At 71.8% G+C, this 16,120-nt stretch carries 15 protein-coding genes; 6 read left to right on the plus strand and 9 right to left on the minus strand.

What is annotated here, in order from left to right; all coding sequences use genetic code 11:
* Positions 1–34: 34 nt before the first annotated feature.
* From OG896_RS25605 to OG896_RS25635, 7 genes are all read right to left on the minus strand, one after another.
* Complete coding sequence (locus tag OG896_RS25605) at positions 35–1,405, minus strand: MFS transporter (protein WP_329369078.1); 1,371 nt, start codon at positions 1,403–1,405, stop codon at positions 35–37.
* A gap of 104 nt (positions 1,406–1,509) precedes the next feature.
* The gene (locus OG896_RS25610) at positions 1,510–2,094 is read right to left on the minus strand and encodes an ArsR/SmtB family transcription factor (RefSeq protein WP_329374263.1); all 585 of its coding nucleotides are present in this window, start codon (positions 2,092–2,094) and stop codon (positions 1,510–1,512) included.
* A 163-nt stretch (positions 2,095–2,257) separates the two neighbouring features.
* Positions 2,258–3,229 carry a glycine betaine ABC transporter substrate-binding protein gene (locus OG896_RS25615; protein ID WP_329374265.1) on the minus strand — a complete coding sequence of 324 codons (972 nt, stop codon included), beginning with the start codon at positions 3,227–3,229 and terminating at the stop codon, positions 2,258–2,260.
* A gap of 125 nt (positions 3,230–3,354) precedes the next feature.
* Positions 3,355–4,290, minus strand: a complete 936-nt coding sequence (locus OG896_RS25620) for an ABC transporter permease (protein WP_329369080.1) — start codon at positions 4,288–4,290, stop codon at positions 3,355–3,357.
* Positions 4,287–5,564 carry a betaine/proline/choline family ABC transporter ATP-binding protein gene (locus tag OG896_RS25625; RefSeq protein ID WP_329374266.1) on the minus strand — a complete coding sequence of 426 codons (1,278 nt, stop codon included), beginning with the start codon at positions 5,562–5,564 and terminating at the stop codon, positions 4,287–4,289. The genes OG896_RS25620 and OG896_RS25625 overlap by 4 nt, the downstream gene beginning before the upstream one ends.
* 40 nt (positions 5,565–5,604) lie before the next feature.
* A complete protein-coding gene (locus OG896_RS25630; RefSeq protein ID WP_329369081.1) occupies positions 5,605–6,252 on the minus strand; it encodes an ABC transporter permease in 648 nt (215 codons plus the stop codon).
* 47 nt (positions 6,253–6,299) lie between these two features.
* Positions 6,300–6,770, minus strand: a complete 471-nt coding sequence (locus OG896_RS25635) for an Lrp/AsnC family transcriptional regulator (RefSeq protein WP_328464563.1) — start codon at positions 6,768–6,770, stop codon at positions 6,300–6,302.
* Positions 6,771–6,894: 124 nt separating this feature from the next.
* On the opposite strand from OG896_RS25635, the gene hppD reads away from it, so the two are divergent.
* Both hppD and OG896_RS25645 read left to right on the plus strand, forming a co-directional pair.
* Positions 6,895–8,019 carry a 4-hydroxyphenylpyruvate dioxygenase gene (gene hppD, locus OG896_RS25640; RefSeq protein ID WP_329369083.1) on the plus strand — a complete coding sequence of 375 codons (1,125 nt, stop codon included), beginning with the start codon at positions 6,895–6,897 and terminating at the stop codon, positions 8,017–8,019.
* A 152-nt stretch (positions 8,020–8,171) separates the two neighbouring features.
* Positions 8,172–9,542, plus strand: coding sequence for an FAD-binding oxidoreductase (locus OG896_RS25645; RefSeq protein ID WP_329369085.1), 1,371 nt, complete (start codon positions 8,172–8,174; stop codon positions 9,540–9,542).
* Between the two features lie 18 nt (positions 9,543–9,560).
* On the opposite strand, the gene OG896_RS25650 is transcribed toward OG896_RS25645, so the two are convergent.
* Positions 9,561–10,040 carry an SsgA family sporulation/cell division regulator gene (locus OG896_RS25650; RefSeq protein ID WP_328464557.1) on the minus strand — a complete coding sequence of 160 codons (480 nt, stop codon included), beginning with the start codon at positions 10,038–10,040 and terminating at the stop codon, positions 9,561–9,563.
* A 281-nt stretch (positions 10,041–10,321) separates the two neighbouring features.
* On the opposite strand from OG896_RS25650, the gene OG896_RS25655 reads away from it, so the two are divergent.
* The 3 genes from OG896_RS25655 (at position 10,322) to OG896_RS25665 (ending at position 13,035) form a co-directional block, all read left to right on the plus strand.
* The gene (locus tag OG896_RS25655; protein WP_329369088.1) at positions 10,322–11,650 is read left to right on the plus strand and encodes an RDD family protein; all 1,329 of its coding nucleotides are present in this window, start codon (positions 10,322–10,324) and stop codon (positions 11,648–11,650) included.
* Between the two features lie 103 nt (positions 11,651–11,753).
* Positions 11,754–12,428 (plus strand): RDD family protein, encoded by a 675-nt coding sequence (locus tag OG896_RS25660; RefSeq protein WP_329369090.1) that lies wholly within the window; start codon positions 11,754–11,756, stop codon positions 12,426–12,428.
* A gap of 133 nt (positions 12,429–12,561) precedes the next feature.
* Entirely contained in the window at positions 12,562–13,035 is a 474-nt protein-coding gene (locus tag OG896_RS25665) for an RDD family protein (RefSeq protein WP_329369092.1), read from the plus strand.
* Positions 13,036–13,089: 54 nt separating this feature from the next.
* On the opposite strand, the gene OG896_RS25670 is transcribed toward OG896_RS25665, so the two are convergent.
* Complete coding sequence (locus tag OG896_RS25670; RefSeq protein WP_329369094.1) at positions 13,090–13,374, minus strand: hypothetical protein; 285 nt, start codon at positions 13,372–13,374, stop codon at positions 13,090–13,092.
* A gap of 290 nt (positions 13,375–13,664) precedes the next feature.
* Between OG896_RS25670 and OG896_RS25675 the strand changes: the two genes are divergently transcribed.
* On the plus strand, positions 13,665–16,106 hold the full coding sequence (locus OG896_RS25675) for an immune inhibitor A domain-containing protein (RefSeq protein WP_329369096.1): 2,442 nt from the start codon (positions 13,665–13,667) through the stop codon (positions 16,104–16,106).
* Positions 16,107–16,120 lie beyond the last annotated feature (14 nt).

Genomic DNA, 16,120 nt, shown 5'->3' on the forward strand with positions numbered 1-16,120 from the left:
GGACGAGCGCCCCCTACGCCTTCCTGACGTCTCCCTACGCCCCCGCGCCGACCGGCTGCCGCGCTTCCTCGGTGGCCAGGTCCCCGGCCGTGTCCCAGGCCCGGAAGGCGGGCAGGACGAACGGGCTCAGCGTGGTCACCAGGTAGATCGCGCTGACCGTCACCATCCCGGTGCGCAGCCCGGCGTACTGCACGATGTACCCGCCGAGCAGGCCGCCCAGCGGCACCGCGACCAGCACGCCCGAGGTCACCGCGCCGAAGACCCGGCTGCGCAGCCGCTCGGGGATCAGCCGCACCATCTCGGTGCCGATGATCGGGTTGAGCACCCCGGCGCCCAGCCCGCACACCGCGGAGACGATCAGCAGCGGCGTCAGTCCGGGGAGGAACGCGGCCACCGCCGTGCGCGGGAAGCCGCAGACCAGGAAGCCGCCGATGAACAGGGCGCGTTGCGAGAACCGGTGCCCGATCGCCCCGAACAGCAGTGACCCGGTGAGCGCGGTCGCGGCGAAGACGCCGGAGACCATCCCGATGCCGACCGATCCGCCCAGGTGCTCGCGCGCCTCCACCGGCAGCAGCACCGACGACCACGCCTGGTCCAGCGCGTTGGTCACCATCACCATCGCCACCACCGAGAACAGCAGCCGGGCACGGACCAGGTAGCGGTACCCCTCGGCGAGTTCGGCCCGGTACGCGGCGAGCGCCGACCCCTTGCCGCCCTTGTCGGCCTTGGCGGCCTCGGCGGGCTTCGGCGCCGCGGTCCGCTCCGACCGCCGGGTCCGCTCGTGCACGCCCAGGCCGATCAGCAGCGCGGACACCGCGAAGGTGCCGGCGTCCAGCACCAGGACGTTCGCCGCGCCTATTCCCGCGATCAGCACACCCGCCAGCGGCGCGCCCAGCATCCGCGCCCCGCGCGAGGCGCCCTCGTATCCGCTCGACGCCCGCGCCACCGTGGTGCCCGCGCGTTCGGCCAGCCGCGGCATCAGCACCTCGCGGGCGGTCTCGCCGGGGGAGTGGAACAGGCCGCTGACGGCGACCAGGACCAGCAGCAGGCCGTACGTCAGGTGCCCGGTCGCGTGCAGCACGGGTACCGCGACCACCGCCAGCGCGCACACCCCGTCGGAGACGACGCTGGTCACGGTGTAGCCGAGCCGGTCGATCAGCGGGCCGCCCAGCAGCGCCGCCAGGATCACCGGCACCGTCGAGGCGAAGGCGACGAGTCCGGCGCGGGCCGGGCTGCCGGTGGTGGAGAGCACGAACCACGGGATGGCGACCAGCGTGAGCATGTTGCCCGCGACGGAGACGACGTTGGCGGTGAGCAGCAGCAGGAGCGGGCGGCGGTCCCTGGGACGAACCGGCGTCCCGGGAGCGGTCGGCGAGCCGGAAGCGGGCATGGCTGATGAACTCATGGCGGGTCCCCCCGTGAGTGCGATGAGCGGTATGGGCGTTGCGGTGCGGGTGGCGCCGGTTCTACGGTGCCCGGTCGGTCAGGAGATCGGGTGGTGCGGCCTGCTCAGTCGACGCGGCGCGGGAAAGCATGAAAGTGGATGCGGACGCTCGCCGAGCCGTCGGCCGCGGGGCTGCGCGGGTGCTCGTCCTCGGGCGGCTCCGGCACCCGGTCGCGGTAGGACCCGATCAGCTCCTCCACCCGCTGGCTCAGCTCCGTGGCGAGTTCATGGGTCAGCCGCAGGGTGAAGCTGCTCAGGTTCCCCGACTCCCGCCAGGGCTCGGGCCATTCGTCCGAGGTGCCGAGCCAGCCGGTGAGCTGCTCCGCGTGCTCCACGGCGATCTGGTGCATGAACGAGCGCATCGCGCCGCGCACTTCGGGGTCCGGGTGGGCGAGGAAGTCCTCGGTGCTGTCGAACCGGGTGCCCCGGTGCACCGCCTTCCACCACCGCTCGCGGCCGGTGCCGCGCTTCGGGTCGTCCTCCACGAAGCCGTGCGCGGCGAGTTGCCGCAGGTGGTAGCTGGTGGCCCCGCTGGACTCGCCGAGCCGGTCGCCGAGCCCGGAGGCGGTGGCGGGACCGTACTCGCGCAGCGCGGCCATGATCCGCATCCGCAGCGGGTGGGCGAGGGCGCGCAGGGCGCGCGGGTCCATGACGCGGACCTCGTCGGCGGGGGCTTGGTGGCGGATCTCGTCCGCGGGCTTCTTGGGCACGTCCCTACCGTAGGGGAGTGCAAAGAACCTTTGCAAGACTCTTTTGCAAAAATTCTTTGCATCCTCGGCCGGGCCCGGCCGGCCCGTGCCGTCCCGCCCCGGTTCACCCCTCCTTGATGAAGCCCTCCTTGACCAGCCAGTCCTTCGCCACGTCGTGCGGGTCCTGGCCGTCCACGTCCACCTTCGCGTTGAGCTGCTGCGCGACCGCGGTGTCGAGCTTGGCGCTGACCGGGTCGAGCAGCTTCGCGATCACCGGGTGCTTGCGGAACGCCTTGGAGTAGATCACCGGCGCCGCGTTGTAGTTGGGGAAGAAGTTCCGGTCGTCCTTCATCACCGTCAGGTTCATGGACTTGATCCGGCCGTCGGTGGTGTACACCTCGCCCAGCAGGCAGGAGTTGCTCTTGTTGATCTGGGTGTAGATGATCCCGGCGTCCATCTTCTGGATGTTCCCCGACGGCAGGTTCATGCCGTACGCCTTCTCCATGCCCACCAGCCCGTCCTGCCGGGAGGCGAACTCGTTCTCCACGCAGAGTGTGACGGCCTTGGGGTCCTTGCGGGCCAGTGCGGCCACCTCGGAGAGCGTCCTGAGGTGGTACTTCGCCTCGTTCTTCGCGCTGATCGCCAGCGAGTAGGTGTTGTCGAGGGTGGACGGCGGCAGCCAGGTCAGGCCGTTCTTCAGGTCCTCGTCGTGCACCGCCTGCCACTGCGCGTGCGGGTTCTTGATCGGGGTGGTGTGCCCGAGGTACGTGATCCAGGCGGTGCCGGTGTACTCGTACATCGCGTCGGCCTGGCCGGACTTGACCGCCTCGCGGGCGCCGATCGACCCGGTGATGTTGGTGCGGTCCAGCACGGAGGCGCCGGCCGCTTTGAAGACCAGGCCGATCATCTCGCCGAGGATGATGTTCTCGCTGAAGTTCTTGGACGTGACGGTGAGCGAGGCGCCCTTGAGCGGTTTGCCGCGGCCGAGCGTGCCCGGCTGCACGTTGTCCACCAGCGGGCTGCCACTGGTCAGGCCGCACGAGGAGAGCACGGCGAGCGCGGCCAGCGCGGTGAGGGCCGCGGTCCCGGCGAGCAGCGTCCGCCGGCCCGGCGCCGTCCGCCGGCTCGCCGTACGTCCGCCGCGCCGCCCGGCGGTCGCGGTCCGGCCCGTGCCCCCGGCCCCTCGCCCGCCCCCGGCCCCTCGCCCGCCGCCGGCCCGCCTCACGTCTCCGCCCCCAGCCCGCGCGGCCGCAGCAGCGCCTCCGCGATCGCGGCGAGCCAGTCCACGAACAGCGCCAGCGCCACCGTCAGGATCGAGCCGAGGATCAGCACCGGCATGCGCTGGTTGACGATCCCCGACGTGATCAGGTCGCCGAGCCCGCCGCCGCCCCCGAAGGTGGCCAGCGTCGCGGTGCCGACGTTGAGCACCAGCGCGGTGCGCACCCCGGCCAGGATCAGCGGTACCGCCAGCGGCAGTTCGACCCGGGCCAGCACCCCCGGCGCCGACATCCCGATGCCGCGGGCGGCCTCCACCATCGTCGGGTCGATCGCCCGCAGCCCGGCGACCGTGTTCGACAGCACCGGCAGCACCGCGTAGGCGACGATGCCGATGATCGCGGTCCGCGCGCCGATGCCCAGCCAGATCACCAGCAGCGCCAGCAGCCCGATCGCCGGGGTGGCCTGGCCGATGTTGGCCAGCGCGGTGAACACCGGTGCGACCGGCCGCAGCCGGCGCCGGGTCAGCGCGATGCCCAGCGGGATCGCGATCAGCAGCACCCAGAAGGTGGAGATCGCGGTGAGCCGGATGTGCTGCCACAGCCGCAGTTGCACGTTGCCGTTGTCGAGCGAGTTGTGCTCGATCGCGTCCAGGTGGATGTTGGTGATCCACAGGTAGGTGGCGACCAGCGCGATCACCAGGACGGCCGGGCGGAACACCAGCATCCGCCAGGTCACCTTGCGGGCGGGCCGGCGCGACCGCCCGCCGTCCGCGCCCTCCCCGCCGTCGCCCCCGGCTCCGTCGATACCGGCGTCCGCGTCCGCGTCCGTGCCGTGCGGCCCGGGCCCGGCGGCCCCGCGCGCCTCGTCCCAACGGCTCGACCCGCCGCGCCCGCCGCTCCCGACGCCCCCGCTCTGCTCGCCGGGGCGGACCCCGGTCATGACGGCGGCTCCGCGTCCGGGCCCGGCGACTGGCCGCCCTGCTCCTGCCGCGCCCTGACCTCCTCCAGGTCGTGCCGGTGCTCCATCGCGGTCAGCCGGTCCGCCTCCAGCATCTCGTGCACCGAGTTCATCAGGGTCTCCATGTCCACCACCCCGATGTACTCGCCGCGCCGCCCCGTCACCGCGACCCGCCCGCCGCTGTCGGTGAGCACCGCCTCCAGCGCGTCCCGCAGCGTCGCGTCCCGGGTCACCGTGTGCGTCACCAGGGTGCCGGAGCGGGCCAGCGAGCCCCGGGCGCGCATCAGGTCGCCGCGCCGCAGCCACTTGTACGGCCGCCGGCGGTGGTCCAGCAGCAGCAGTTCGTTGTGCTGGCTGGTGCGCAGCCGGTCGAAGATGGACTGCAACGGCTCGTCCACGGTCACCGCGGCGAAGTCGGCGATCTCCACGTCCCGCACCCGGGTCAGGTTCAGCCGCTTCAGCGCCGCGCCCGCGCCCACGAAGCCGGAGACGAACTCGTCGGCCGGGTTGGTGAGGATCGCCTCCGGGGTGTCGAACTGCGCGATGTGCGAGCGCTCGCGCAGCACCGCGATCCGGTCGCCCAGCTTGATCGCCTCGTCGAAGTCGTGCGTGACGAAGACGATGGTCTTGTGCAGCTCGTGCTGGAGCCGGATCAGCTCGTCCTGGAGGTGGTCGCGGGTGATCGGGTCCACCGCGCCGAACGGCTCGTCCATCAGCAGCACCGGCGGGTCGGCGGCCAGCGCCCGCGCCACGCCGACCCGCTGCTGCTGGCCGCCGGACAGCTGCCGCGGGTAGCGGCCGTGGAACTCCCGCGGGTCCAGGCCGACCAGGTCGAGCATCTCCTCCACCCGGTCCCGCACCCGGCTCTTGCCCCACCCGACCATCTTCGGCACCAGCGCGATGTTCTCGGCGACCGTCATGTGCGGGAAGAGCCCGGAGGACTGGATCGCGTAGCCGACCTTGCGGCGCAGCTTCACCGGGTCGATCCCGGTGACGTCCTCGTCGCCGATCCTGATCCGCCCGGACGACGGCTCGATCAGCCGGTTGATCATCTTCAGCGTGGTCGACTTGCCGCAGCCGGACGGCCCGACCAGGATCACCGTCTCGCCGGCCTTGATCTCCATGCTCACGCTCTCCACGGCGGGCCGCGGGTTGCCCGGATAGCGCTTGGTCAGGTTCTCCAGCACGATCGGGGCGCCCGACGCCAGTCCGCCGCCGGGCGCCTGTCCGCCGCCGAGCGCCCCGGCGCCCTCCAGGGCCCCGCCGCCGTCCTTCGCCCGTGCCGGCTCCGCTGCCTCAGCCACGAATCCCCCTCGGGATGGTCAGCCGGCCGATCAGGACGTAGACCGCGTCGAAGGCCAGCGCCAGCACGATGATGCCGAGGGTGCCTGCCAGCACCTCGTTGAGCGCGTTGGCGCTGCCCAGCGACGCGATGCCGGTGAAGATCTCGTTGCCCAGGCCCGGCCCCGAGGCGTACGCGGCGATCGCGGCGATGCCCATCAGCATCTGCGTGGAGACCCGGATACCGGTGAGGATCGGCGGCCAGGCCAGCGGCAGTTCCACCCGTACCAGCCGCGCCAGCCGGGACATGCCGATGCCGCGGGCGGCCTCCACCAGCGAGGCGTCCACCCCGCGCAGGCCCACGATCGAGTTGCGCACGATCGGCAGCAGCCCGTACAGCACCAGGGACGTCACCGTCGGCGGGACGCCCAGGCCGAGGATCGGGATCAGCAGACCGATCAGCGCCAGGGAGGGGACGGTGAGGATCGCCGCGGTCGTGGTGATCGCGAGGTTGCCGGCCCACTCGGTGCGGTAGGTGAGCACCCCGATCAGCACGCCGATCACGGTGGCGATCACCATGCACTGGAAGACCGCGCTGGCGTGCTGGTAGGCGTCGACGAGGAGCTGCTGGTGCCGGCTGGACAGGAACTGCCAGAAGCTCACCGCCGGCCTCCTCCCGTCGCCTCGCGTCCCGCGCCTCGCGCGGCTCGTCAGGTGTCCCGCGCGGCCTGCTCCACCAGCGGGATGATCCGCAGCGGCACCGGGTTCTCCATGACGATCGCCGTGGCGGCCCGGACGATGCCATCAAAGCCGACAACCCGATCGATCACCCGCTGGAGATCGGCGTTCGACCGGGCCACCAGCCGGCAGAGCATGTCGCCCTCGCCGGTCGTGGTGTGCAGCTCCAGCACTTCCGGCACCCCGGCCAAATGCGCGCGCACGTCCGCGCCTTGGCCCTGGCGGATCTCCAACGTGGCGAACGCCGTCACCGGGTAGCCGAGCGCCGCCGGGTCCACCTGCGGTCCGAAGCCGCGGATCACTCCGTTGGCCCGCAGCCGGTCGAGCCTCGCCTGCACGGTGCCGCGCGCCACCCCCAGCCGCCGCGACGCCTCCAGCACGCCGATCCGCGGCTCCCGGTCCAGCAGTGTGATCAGCCGCCCGTCCAGCGCGTCGATCCCCATCCCCACCCGCCTTCCATGGTCATCCTGTACAGATTGACGATACGAGCCTCACCACTGCTGAACACTCTGTCCAGCGAAAACCGGAACTATTGCGCACTCTGAAGGGCGGCGGGACGCTTTTCCCATGACTGCACTCACTGGGACCCCGGATGCTTTCCCCGTCAAGGGCATGGACGCCGTCGTCTTCGCGGTGGGCAACGCGAAGCAGGCCGCGCACTACTACTCCACCGCGTTCGGCATGCGCAAGGTGGCCTACGCCGGCCCCGAGAACGGCAGCCGCGAGACCGCCTCGTACGTCCTGGAGTCGGGTGGCGCCCGCTTCGTCCTCACCTCGGTGATCAAGCCGGTCAGCGAGCACGGCCGCTTCCTCGCCGACCACGTGGCCGCGCACGGCGACGGCGTGTTCGACCTCGCCATCGAGGTGCCCGACGCCCGCGCCGCGTACGCCTACGCGGTCGCGCACGGCGCCACCGGCCTCACCGAGCCGTACGAGCTGAAGGACGACCACGGCACCGTCGTGCTCGCCACCATCGCCACCTACGGCGAGACCCGGCACACCCTGGTCGACCGCACCGGCTACGACGGCCCCTACCTGCCCGGGTACCAGGCCACCGAGCCCATCGTCGAGCCGCCCACCCGCCGCTTCTTCCAGGCCGTCGACCACTGCGTCGGCAACGTCGAACTCGGCCGGATGAACGAGTGGGTCGCCTTCTACAACAACGTCATGGGCTTCACCAACATGAAGGAGTTCGTCGGCGACGACATCGCCACCGAGTACTCCGCCCTGATGTCCAAGGTGGTCGCCGACGGCTCCCGCAAGGTCAAGTTCCCGCTCAACGAGCCGGCCGCGGGCAAGAAGAAGTCCCAGATCGACGAGTACCTGGAGTTCTACGGCGGGCCGGGCGTCCAGCACATCGCGCTGGCCACCAACGACATCGTCGCGTCCGTCCGGGCCATGCGCGCCGCGGGCGTCGAGTTCCTCGACACCCCCGACTCCTACTACGACACCCTCGGGGAGTGGGTCGGCGAGACCCGCGTCCCGCTCGACGAGCTGCGCGAACTGAAGCTGCTCGCCGACCGCGACGAGGACGGCTACCTGCTGCAGATCTTCACGAAGCCGGTGCAGGACCGGCCGACCGTCTTCTTCGAGATGATCGAGCGGCACGGCTCCATGGGGTTCGGCAAGGGCAACTTCAAGGCGCTCTTCGAAGCGATCGAGCGCGAGCAGGAACGACGCGGCAACCTGTAGCGGACCCTCCAGGGCGGGTGGTTCCGTCGGTTCCGGGACCACCTGCCGGTGGGCGGTTGCTCGCGAGGTACCCCGCGCCCCTTGGGGGTGACCCCGCTTTCGGGGAGCGGACCGCACTCCACAACGGCGGAGCCGTATGACACGCTGACGGCATGCGCGACGACGTAAAAGCCGAGCTGGCGGCGGGGCTGCCCGCGGAAGCGATACTCACAGATCCGGACGTGGTGGCGTCGTACGCCCACGACATGGCGAGCTTCTCGGACGTGGGTACCCCGGACTTCGTGGTGCGCCCCAGGTCCGTGGAAGAGGTCCAGCACGTGATGCGGACGGCCACGAGGTTCGGCGTCCCGGTGGTACCGCAGGGCGCCCGCACGGGCCTGTCCGGCGGCGCCAACGCCGTGGACGGCTGCATCGTGCTGTCGCTGACCGCGATGGACCGCATCCTGGAGATCGACCCGGTCGAGCGGATCGCCGTCGTGGAACCCGGCGTCGTCAACGCGGTGCTGTCCCGCGCGGTCGCGGAGCAGGGCCTGTCCTACCCGCCGGACCCCTCGAGTTGGGAACAGTGCACGATCGGCGGCAACATCGGCACCGGCGCCGGCGGCCTGTGCTGCGTGAAGTACGGCGTGACCGCGGAGTACGTCCTCGGCCTCGACGTCGTGCTCGCCGACGGGCGGCTGCTGAGCACCGGCCGGCGCACCGCGAAGGGCGTCGCCGGCTACGACCTGACCCGGCTCTTCGTCGGCTCCGAGGGCACCCTCGGCGTGGTGGTCAAGGCGGTGCTCGCGCTGAAGCCCGCCCCGCGCCCGCAGCTCACCCTGGTCGCGGAGTTCCCGTCGGCCGCGGCGGCCGGCGCCGCGGTGTGCGCGGTCATGGAGAGCGGCCACGCCCCCTCGCTGCTGGAACTGATGGACGCCACCACCATCCGCGCGGTCAACGACATGGCGCGGATGGGCCTGCCGGAGAGCACCGAGGCGCTCCTGCTCGCCGGGTACGACTCCGCCGACCCGGCCGCGGACCTCGCCGCGCTCGCCGAACTGTGCACGGCGGCGGGCGCCACCGAGGTGGTGCCGGCCGACGACCCCGCCGAGTCGGAGATGCTGCTGGAGGCCCGCCGGCTGGCGCTGCCCGCGCTGGAGCGGATCTCCACCGCCTCGATGATCGACGACGTGTGCGTGCCGCGCGCGAAGCTCGCCGACATGCTCGACGGAGTGGCCGCGATCGCCGCGAAGTTCGAGCTGACCATCGGGGTGTGCGCGCACGCCGGCGACGGCAACACCCACCCCATCGTCTGCTTCGACGCGCAGGACCCCGACCAGACCCGCCGGGCCCACGAGTCCTTCGAGGCGATCATGGCCCTCGGCCTCTCGCTGGGCGGCACCATCACCGGCGAGCACGGCGTGGGCCTGCTGAAGAAGGACTGGCTCGCCCGCGAACTGGGCCCGGTGGGGGCGGAGTTGCAGCGCGGCGTCAAGGCGGTCTTCGACCCGCTCGGGCTGCTCAACCCCGGCAAGGTGCTCTGACCGCGCCCGGCCACGGCACTAGGCACTGGCGTCCGGGGTGTCGTCGGAGTCCGACCACGGGTCGCGCAGCCACAGCTCGTCCCCGGCCGCGGGGGCGAGCAGCCGGCTCAACCCGTCGTCCATGCCGAGCTGTTCGTGCTCGCTGCCCGGCGGGACCACCCGCAGGGTGCGCTCCAGCCAGGCGGCCACCGGCGACGACGGCGCCTCCAGCAGCGCGTCGCCGTCGGGCGAGCTGAGCGCCATGCACAGCACGCTGCGCCCGTTGACCTTGGTCGGCCAGATCCGCACATCGCCGTGCCCGCACGGCCGGAACACCCCCTCCACGATCAGCTCGCGCGCGAACGTCCAGTTGACGGGCGCGTCGGAGCCGACGTGGAAGGTGATGTGCACCGCGTACGGGTCGTCCGTACGGTAGGCGAGCCGGGCCGGCACCGGAATGCTTCGTTCCGGTGAGAGTACGAGCTGCATCTCGAGTTCGCGTTCCACCACGTTCTGCATGAGTCCGACGTCCTTTCCTTGGCGCGGTGGCCCCGGGGGCGGGTGTCGCAACGGGGCCCGCACCTGGAAGAGAGCGCGTGCCTCCTCAACCATTACGCGGGTTTCCCCGATTCGGTTCAGATTTCCTGAACCCGGAGCGCACGACGGCGCATCGGGGTAATGACGTGTCCACGAGACGTCAGCGAGCGGAGTGCGCGGCACGGTGGACACGCCGGGTCGGCCATTCTGGTAGATGTGGACGTCACACCACCCCGCGGCCGAGCAGATACGGAACTGTGACCATGAGCGCACCCACTTCTGGCTCCTCAGGTTCGTCGGCGTCCTCCCAGCCGTCCGCTTCCGCGGGTGGGTCCGGCGCCCCGGTGCCGGGGTACTACCCGGACCCCTCGATCCCGCACTACATCCGCTACTGGAACGGCTCCGCGTGGGTGCCGGGCACCAGCCGTCCCGCGCCGGTGGACGAGGCCCCTCCCGGCCGCGTCGAGCCGGTGGACGAGGCCCCTCCCGGCCGCGCCGCGGCGAGCGGTGCGCCCGCGCTCGACGAGTCCGGCCCGATGTTCCTCGACGAGGACCCCGCCGCGCCCACCGCCGACCACTGGCCCACCGCCAGCCAGGAGCAGGTGCCGGCACCGCCGCCCGAGCAGTGGCGGCCGGCGCCCGACCCGCGGGCGCACCTCGCCCAGGACCCGGCGCCGTCCTGGCCCGTGCCGCAGGCCCGGCCGGAACCGCAACTGCCCCCGATCTCCTGGGGCGCCCCGGCCCAGCCCCAGACCCCGGCCCAGCCCCAGCCGCAGTCCCCGGCGCCGTCTCCGGCTCCCGCGCCCGGCCCCGCCCCGGCCGCCGACCGCGCGCCGCAGCCCGCGCTGCCGCGGCCGCAGGAGCGCCAGTCGCTGCCCGCCGCCGGTTCCGCCCCGGCCGGTCAGCAGCCGCCGCTCCAGGCTCAGCCCCCGCTGCACCCTCGGCCCGCGCCGCAGCCGTCGCCCCTGGTGCCCGCGCCCGTGCCCGAGGCCGCCGCGCAGGCGTCCCCGCCGTGGGCCGCGCAGGTGCAGGACCTGGCCCGCGGTGAGGGCGGGGTGGTGCCGTGGCGACCGCCGGCCAGCGACCCGTTCGGCGTCTCGCAGGGCCAGGACCGGCCCGGCGGCCTGGTCCGCCGGTTCCTGGCGCGGCTGGTGGACGCGGTGGTGCTGGCCGCGGTGACCGGGGTCGCCGCGGTGCCGCTGGGCACCGCGGCCTACCACCACGCCAAGGACAAGGTGGACCAGGCCCGGCTGACCGGGGAGACGGTCAAGGTCTGGCTGATCGACGGCACCACCGGGGTCCAACTCGGCGTCGTACTGGCCACGTTCCTCGTCGCCGGGGTGCTGCTCGAAGTGCTGCCCACCGCCAGGTGGGGACGGACCCTCGGCAAGCGGCTGGTCGGCCTGAGGGTGCTGGACATCGAGGCGCAACTCCCGCCCGGCTTCGGCGCGAGCGTGCGCCGCTGGCTGCTGCGGACCGTGCTGAACCTGCTGGTGGTCGGCGTGGTCGGGGTGGCCTGGTGCCTGTTCGACCGGCCGTGGAAGCAGTGCTGGCACGACAAGGCAGCCCGCACGTTCGTGGCCCGCGGGTAACCGTCCCGGGCCGCGCGCCCGCCGCCGTGCGCCCGCCCGGCGCCGTACTCCGATCGGCTGCCGCCCACGGGCGGTGACGCACCGTGCGGGTTTGACTCGGGACATGAGTAGCGATCAGCCCGGCGGCGGCTCACCCTACGACAAACCGTCAGGCGGCCAGCCCCCGCCGAACCAGCCCCCGCCCGGCAGCCCGTACGGCGGCGGTCCGTACGGTGCCCCGCCGCCCGGCGGCCCGGGAGGTCAGGGCGGTCAGGGCGGCTTCGGCCAGAACCCGTACGAGCAGAACCCCTACGGCCAGAACCCGTACTCGGGCGGTCCGGGTGGCCCCGACCCGCTCGCCGGGATGCCGCCGCTCGCCGAGGCCGGCAAGCGGGTGCTGGCGCGGATCATCGACATCATCATCGTGCTCATCCCCGCGTTCCTGCTGGACTGGGCGGCCGTCGGGGTCCAGGACAGCCACTTCAGCACGGGCCGCTCCGCGGTCGGCGGGATCTTCACCGCCGGATTCGGTTTCGTCTACGAGTTCCTGATGACCCGTGCGAGCGGGCAGACCGTCGGCAAGAAGATGATGCGGCTGCGGACCGCCATGCTCGAGAACGGCAGCGTGCCCACCTCCAACGCCGCCGCGGTCCGCGCGGCCATCCTGTGGGTGCCCGCGTTCTGCTGCTCCTGCGTGTGGTTCCTCGTCATCGGCGCGACCGTCCTCGTCGACCGCCCCTACAAGCAGGGCATCCACGACAAGGCGGCGAAGACGGTGGTCGTCCAGACGGCACCCTGACGCTCCGTCCCGCGGAAGGAGCCGCACCTCCTCAGGGGCGAGCAACCACCCACCGGCAGGTGGTTCCCGAAGGGGCGGAACCCGTCAACCCGGGGGGTGTGCCGTCACCCGAACGGCTGGTTTACTCAGGGTCATGACGGCAGAACACCCCGAGGGCATGGCACCGCTGGCCACCTTGGGTCAGCGCTTCCTCGCACGGTTGATCGACACGGTGATCCTCCTCGCCGTGGTGGTCCTGGTCTCCTTGGCCGCGATGGGCGACGACATCCGGCACGGCACCGACGGGGCGCTCGGCAAGCGCGCGCTGGTCGCGGTCGTCGCCTACCTGCTGTACTTCGTGATCGAGGGCGCCATGACCGCCGCCCGCGGCCAGACCGTCGGCAAGATGGCGCTGCGCATCCGCGCGGCCCGGCTGGTCGACGGCGGGGTGCCCGGCCCGGCCGGCTGGCTGCGCGCCGCGGTCTACGTCCTGCCCGCGGTGCTGAGCGTGATCCTGATCGGCCCGTTCTTCTGGTTCGTCAACTCGCTGTGGTGCACATGGGACCGGCCCTTCCGGCAGTGCCTGCACGACAAGGCGGCCAAGACCGTGGTCGTGGCCGCCTTGTGACGTGACGTGCGTTCCGGGCGTGCCTGGTGCCCCGGGACGTCGGAGCGACAGCGCCTACTGGAGTGAGTGCTCGCCCACCCGCGCCTCGGCGCTCTGCACCGAACCGCTCACCCGGGCCCGCGGCACCGCCGCCGGCACCGTGGGCGCGGCCATGGCGGCGGACCTGCGTCCGCCCGGGCTCAGCGCGGCGCCGACCAGCAGGCCGAGCAGCAGCCCGAGCGCGGCGACGGCGACCACCGCGCCGGCGGAGCGCACGTCCGCCAGCAGGAGGACCGCGAGGGTGAACAGGACGACGGTCGTGGAACCGTAGGCGACTTGCGCGTTCGTAGGACGTGGCATGAGGGGAACCGTCCTCGGAGTACGTCGATGCGGGGGCATGCTGACGGGGGGTGACTCTACGGTTCGGAATGCCCAGGCCCGCCCCCGGGTAAGCATTACCTTACCGACGGTGCGGAGCACAGGGGGGCGCACGGGGTCGCACGTGTGACCGATGCCTCAACGCATGTGCACCGGGGGGCTGTTGGTGCGGTGACGTCCGGTCAGCGGATGGTGGACACCGGGAATCGGCCAACCTAACCGGCCGTCATGCTCAAGTCAAGATCTGTCTTTTCCTCCGCCGCTCCGGTGCAATGGCCTTTCCCAAGGGGAGGTCAAGGATCTTGAAAAGACAGCACTGGATCAGCCAAAGCGCCGCCCTGGCAGTCGCGATAGCCGTGCTCGGTGTCCCCGCGGTCGCCACCGGGGCGGCCGCGGCGACCCCGGGCCACAGCAGTAGCCCCGCGACTCCGGCGGCCGGCCACGACCCCGCGCAGAGCGAACCACACGACCTGCCGGGCCCGTTCAGCAAGCAGCAGGCGGCCGAGCACTCCGCCGCCCTCCAGCAGGTCGTCTCCGGCGACGCCACCGTCCAGCAGCGCGACGGCTCGCAGGTGGTCCAACTCGGCCACGGCAAGGGCAAGCAGAGCAAGTACGTCGAGCTGGGCCGGGAGAAGACCGACAAGATCTTCACCATCCTGGTGGACTTCGGCGACCAGGTGGACGACACCACCACCTACGACCCGGACGGCCCGGACGGACCCGAGCCGCCCACCACCAAGTACGGCGGCGACCCCGGGCCGGCGCACAACACCATCGCCCAGCCGGACCGTTCGCAGGACAACAGCACCGCCTGGCAGGCGGACTACAACCAGCAGCACTTCCAGGACCTGTACTTCTCGCACGACAAGGACAAGGAGTCGCTGGCGAAGTACTACGAGAAGCAGTCCTCCGGCCGCTACTCGGTCGACGGCGAGGTCACCGACTGGGTCAAGGTCCCCTACAACGAGGCCCGTTACGGCTCGGACTGGTGCGGCTCCACGATCTGCTCCAACGCCTGGGACCTGATCCGCGACGCCACCACCGCCTACGTCGCCGACCAGAAGGCGCAGGGCCGTACCGACGCGCAGATCAAGGCCGACCTGGCGGCGTACGACCAGTGGGACCGCTACGACTACGACGGCGACGGGAACTTCAACGAGCCGGACGGCTACATCGACCACTTCCAGATCGTGCACGCCGGCGAGGACCAGTCGGCCGGCGGCGGCGTGCAGGGCACCGACGCGCTGTGGGCGCACCGCTGGTACGCCTACGGCAGCGACGCCGGGAAGTCCGGGCCCACCGGGAACAAGGCCGGCGGCACCGAGATCGGCGACACCGGCATCTGGGTCGGCGACTACACCCTCCAGCCGGAGAACGGCGGGCTGGGCGTCTTCGCCCACGAGTACGGCCACGACCTCGGCCTGCCCGACGAGTACGACACCTCGTACGTCGGCGAGAACAACACCGCGTTCTGGACGCTGATGTCCTCCGGGTCCTGGATGGGCACCGGGAAGGACGCGATCGGGGACCTGCCCGACGACATGAGCGCCTGGGACAAGCTCCAGCTCGGCTGGCTGAACTACGGCACCGCCAAGGCCGCCACCCGCTCCACCACCAAGCTGGGCGTCGCCGAGTACAACACCAAGGACAAGCAGGCGCTGGTGGTCCAGCTCCCCGACAAGTCCGTCACCACCACCATCACCACGCCCGCGGAGGGCGACAAGCAGTGGTGGAGCGGCATGGGCGACGACCTGTCCAACACCCTGACCCGCACCGTCGACCTCACCGGCGCGTCCAGCGCCTCGCTCGGCCTCAAGGGCTGGTGGGACATCGAGCAGAACTACGACTTCCTCTACACCGAGGTCTCCACCGACGGCGGCGCGAACTGGACCGCGCTCGACGGCACCGCGAACGGCAAGGCCGTCCCGCGCGACGGCAGCGACCGGCCGGCCCTGACCGGCACCTCCGGCGCGTACGAGGACCTGTCCTTCCCGCTCGACGCCTACGCGGGCAAGCAGATCCAGCTCCGGTTCCGCTACGCCACCGACGGCGGCGTCGCCCAGCAGGGCTTCGCGGCCGACGCGATCACCGTCACCGCCGACGGCAAGACGCTGCTCACCGACGGCGCCGAGACCGACGACAACGGCTGGAGCGCCGACGGGTTCTCCCGGATCGGCGCGTCCTTCAGCAAGGACTACCCGGAGTACTACGTCGCCGAGAACCGGCAGTACACCTCGTACGACACCACGCTGAAGACCGGCCCGTACAACTTCGGCTGGACCAGCACCCGGCCCGACTGGGTCGAGCACTACCCGTACCAGACCGGCCTGCTGGTGTGGCTGTGGGACACCTCGCAGCCCGACAACAACGTCGGCGCGCACCCCGGCAGCGGTGAGATCCTGCCGGTCGACGCGCACGCCAAGCCGGAGACGTTCACCGACGGCACGGTCATCCGCAACCGGGTCCAGGCGTACGACTCGGCGTTCAGCTGGTACCCGTCCGCCGGGTTCACCCTGCACAACGACGGCGTCGCCAAGCGCATCCCGGCGAAGCTCGGCAGCCCGGCCTTCGACGACCACTACGGAACGTACTGGTACGCGAACAACCCGTACGGCAGCGTCAAGGTCCCCGACACCAACACCCGGCTGACCATCCTCAGCCAGGCGCTCGACGGGAGCACCATGACGGTCCAGGTCAGCCCGTCACACCGGTAACATGCGTCACATTC

Origin of the sequence: Streptomyces sp. NBC_00669, assembly GCF_036226785.1 — a bacterium.
GTDB lineage: Bacteria > Actinomycetota > Actinomycetes > Streptomycetales > Streptomycetaceae > Actinacidiphila.

What these genes read in the sequence shown, in the direction of transcription:
- OG896_RS25610 (WP_329374263.1), bottom strand. Translation starts at nt 2,094, where the DNA reads ATGGACCCGCGCGCCCTGCGCGCCCTCGCCCACCCGCTGCGGATGCGG.
- OG896_RS25645 (WP_329369085.1), top strand. Translation starts at nt 8,172, where the DNA reads ATGCGCGACGACGTAAAAGCCGAGCTGGCGGCGGGGCTGCCCGCGGAA.
- OG896_RS25635 (WP_328464563.1), bottom strand. Translation starts at nt 6,770, where the DNA reads ATGGGGATCGACGCGCTGGACGGGCGGCTGATCACACTGCTGGACCGG.
- OG896_RS25660 (WP_329369090.1), top strand. Translation starts at nt 11,754, where the DNA reads ATGAGTAGCGATCAGCCCGGCGGCGGCTCACCCTACGACAAACCGTCA.
- OG896_RS25650 (WP_328464557.1), bottom strand. Translation starts at nt 10,040, where the DNA reads ATGCAGAACGTGGTGGAACGCGAACTCGAGATGCAGCTCGTACTCTCA.
- OG896_RS25675 (WP_329369096.1), top strand. Translation starts at nt 13,665, where the DNA reads ATGGCCTTTCCCAAGGGGAGGTCAAGGATCTTGAAAAGACAGCACTGG.
- OG896_RS25665 (WP_329369092.1), top strand. Translation starts at nt 12,562, where the DNA reads ATGACGGCAGAACACCCCGAGGGCATGGCACCGCTGGCCACCTTGGGT.
- OG896_RS25605 (WP_329369078.1), bottom strand. Translation starts at nt 1,405, where the DNA reads ATGAGTTCATCAGCCATGCCCGCTTCCGGCTCGCCGACCGCTCCCGGG.
- OG896_RS25670 (WP_329369094.1), bottom strand. Translation starts at nt 13,374, where the DNA reads ATGCCACGTCCTACGAACGCGCAAGTCGCCTACGGTTCCACGACCGTC.
- OG896_RS25655 (WP_329369088.1), top strand. Translation starts at nt 10,322, where the DNA reads ATGAGCGCACCCACTTCTGGCTCCTCAGGTTCGTCGGCGTCCTCCCAG.
- OG896_RS25620 (WP_329369080.1), bottom strand. Translation starts at nt 4,290, where the DNA reads ATGACCGGGGTCCGCCCCGGCGAGCAGAGCGGGGGCGTCGGGAGCGGC.
- hppD (WP_329369083.1), top strand. Translation starts at nt 6,895, where the DNA reads ATGACTGCACTCACTGGGACCCCGGATGCTTTCCCCGTCAAGGGCATG.